Here is a 3,250-nt window from a genome sequence, read left to right as displayed (position 1 = left end):
TATGTGTTTGCTCAATGTCATTAGCACACAGTAATTCAGCGAGTTTAACATCAACCACACGTAGTCGGTTTTCTGCTAATAAATACTCAAGTAACGGGACTTCGATAATAGTATTATTTAACACAATGTCCTCTAATGGGACATCTTGTGCTACATTTTTTGAAGTAAGAGGCTCTACGGCTTCATTATTAAGTGTCTCGTCTATATCGTCAAACAAGCCAGGTTGCTCATTTAAATCGCTCATAGCATGGCTCCTTGGCTAAATAAGCCATCTAAAATAATCACTTGTTCTTCAGTTAGCTTTTTAAAGTACACGCCTTGCCCTGCCGGCATCCCACGTAAAAACGTGTAATACACGCCGCCTAAATGGGTTTCTATTGAGTAATCAGCTATACGTTGTTTTAATAAACGATGCAGCGCTACCGTGTAGATTAAATACTGTAAATGATACTGATGACTGCTCATCGCTTGCTCAAGCATGTCGCTCTCGTAATCAGCTGGCGTGCTACCTAAATAATTAGACTTATAATCTAAAATATAATATTTGCCTTGGTAGCAAAATATTAAATCGACAAAGCCTTTTAACAAGCCCTTTACGTGCGAAAACTCAAGCTTACTTTGTGCAAAACCAAAATGTTTAATTAGCATTTCGTTTAGCTTAGGTGCACTTAAGCTCTCAAGGGGTAAATTAAACTCCATTTCGACTAGGCAATCATTGGGTGTAAGCACACCCAATGAAAGAAGGCTTTTTTCTAAAGAACTGTTATCTAGGGGGCACGCAAGAACATCAAGTACCCACTTTTCAGCCACTTCTCGCCATTGATCACCTATGTGGTACTTTTCAAGGCTGCGCTTAACTACTTCAGATAAGTTTTGCTCGGTATTAGTTGGGTGAACTATTGGGCTAGTAAAATCTATTTGTTCAAATATTTCGTGTAAACAGCTACCAGGCTTTGCCCCTTTAGGAAAACTATAAGGTGATGGTATTTCGTCCTCTTGCACTGCAAACTCGTCTTTTTCGTGATCTTCATCACTTCGCCCTGGGGCTAATTGGTCGCTGTGCTTTTTAAAGCTCAATGCACTAAAGCTAGTTGCTCGCCAGTTACGCTCAATATTTTCCGTTACTTTATTAACACTTAACATTTGCTGCGCACTTTCACTGTTATTAAAACAAAGTGTTCCCTGCTCTAATAATGTTTGTGAGGTAAATTGCTGATAGCTCATCGCGCTGTTAGCGTCGCAAAACTCACTTAAATGCGTGCGCCATGTTTGGCTACTGGCAAGTTCAAGCCCTGCAAATAAAACATGCCCAAGTGCACTACTTTGCATAGCCAAGCGGCTACTTTGTCCTTGCCCAATGTTATAAACACCAAGCGCACAAAAATGTACGGCGCGAGTAAGTGCTACATAAAGCAGGCGTAAATCTTCAGCTAGGCGTTCTTGTTCTGCTTTTTGAAGGGCATCTTCGTCTTTACTTAAATCGTAAACTAGCTTGCCATTATTATGATAAAGCGCTTCTTTTGTTTCGCGATAGCCACTGGCAAACGGCATAAATACCAAAGGGTATTCAAGCCCCTTTGAGGCATGCATAGTGACAATTTTAACTAAGTTGGCGTCACTTTCAAGGCGTACTTGTACTGTTTCACCGTCTTGTTGGCTTACCTTTTGTGCAAACCATCGCAGTAAACGCAGCGTGCCTTCAAGCTCTATTTGTTTTTGCTGAAGTATTTCGCCCAAGTGCCTAAAGTCCGTCAGCCAACGCTCAACGTTATATCCTAACCCTTGCCATTTAGCGCTAAGCTGGTTATGGCTCATTAAGCGCTCAAGCATTGCCATAGCGCCTTGCTTGTTCCAAATGTGGCTAAGTTGTGCAAAAAAGTTTAAGTAGTCTTGCCATTTATTTTCATCATCAGCGAGTGCATGTATTTCGTTATAACTTAAACAAAATAGCGGACCCGCTAAAACACCGCGCAGCAATGACTCATCATATTGTCCATGCAGCGCTGTTAAAAAGTTAAGTAGGTGATGGCTAAGCTCTTGGCTAAAAACGCTCTCGCGCGATAAATACACACTGGAAATTTTGGCATCACCTAGCGCTTTTTTCATTATTTGCGCTTCAACACGGTCGCGCACTAATATACAAATATCGGCAGCGCTTACAGGGGTACTGCCAATACACGCATCCCCTTGTTTTGCTTTTTCAAGCAGGGTGACTATTTTATTAGCAAAGTGAGTGGCTAAATGCGCTTGCCCTATACCTTTATTGGTTGGTTTGTTTTTTTCGTCTGCGGCTTCATCCACAAATACATTAAATTCGAATGCGGTCGCGGGTTTGCCATCAATTAAAAAAGAGTCTTCCGCTTTTTTACCTTTAGCAGCTACTGCGTTAAAGGGGATGGCGTCGTTATAAATAAAGCTGTTAGCGTGTTTGCCAAATAAACTATTAACGCTATTGACTATATCGGTGCTTGAGCGAAAGTTAGTACCCAGCGTAAATTGCTGATCAGTCTGTACAGCTTCTTTTGCGCCAATATAGGTAAAAATATCTGCGCCCCTAAAGCCATAAATAGCTTGTTTAGGGTCGCCTATCATGGCAAGCGTGGTATTTTGTTGCCCATAAATTTTACTAAAAATACCGTACTGAATCGGATCGGTATCTTGGAATTCATCAATCATGGCAACCGGGAACAACTGCGCAATTTTTTGCGCTAGTACGTCGCCTTGCTCGTTATTAAGCGCACTATGTAAATTGGTCAATAAGTCATCTGGGGTGATAACGCTTTGCTCTTGTTTACGCTTAACTATTGCGGCTTTTACCCAGCGTGCTGCATGTTGTACAACCGCTATTTTGAGCCCTTGGTTTATGGTGTTGTTAAGGGCGGCAAGCTCGTCAAACTGACTCAGTAATGGATGCACAAATAATGGCTGATTTTTTTTATAATTGCTCACATCGCTTAAGTTTTCTGTACTCCACACTTCAAACGAATACTTGCTAGTGCCAAATTCAAAAAACAAATCGCCGCCTAAACAAAATGCTTCAAGCGCACCAAGGCTACCTTTTCGTGCTGGCGTTTTAGACCCGCTTAAACCCGAGCTTTTAATAGCACCGATAAACTCTTGCTCTAACACCGCTTTTTTAAATGCAGGCACACGGGTTATGTACTCGTCACGGGCTTTCCACACATCGTCTAAATTTATTTGTGGTGTAATGTGCGCATTAGCTTTGTTTAAAATACTCGCCACTTGAGCG

Annotated in this window: 1 protein-coding gene and 1 pseudogene; both read right to left on the bottom strand. The window is 41.5% G+C overall.

All coding sequences use genetic code 11. The annotated features are described in order from the left end of the window. Window positions 1-244: pseudogene (locus H5072_RS15280) on the bottom strand (exodeoxyribonuclease V subunit alpha); the annotation flags it as partial. Further along, window positions 241-3,250 (bottom strand): exodeoxyribonuclease V subunit beta (recB, locus tag H5072_RS15275; RefSeq protein WP_182694004.1); only part of this gene is annotated, 3,010 nt, incomplete at its 5' end. The gene recB and the pseudogene H5072_RS15280, both read right to left, overlap by 4 nt.

Source organism: Pseudoalteromonas sp. SR45-5 (assembly GCF_014163565.1).
Taxonomy (GTDB): domain Bacteria; phylum Pseudomonadota; class Gammaproteobacteria; order Enterobacterales; family Alteromonadaceae; genus Pseudoalteromonas; species Pseudoalteromonas distincta.
This window is presented reverse-complemented; position numbering and strand designations above follow the sequence as displayed.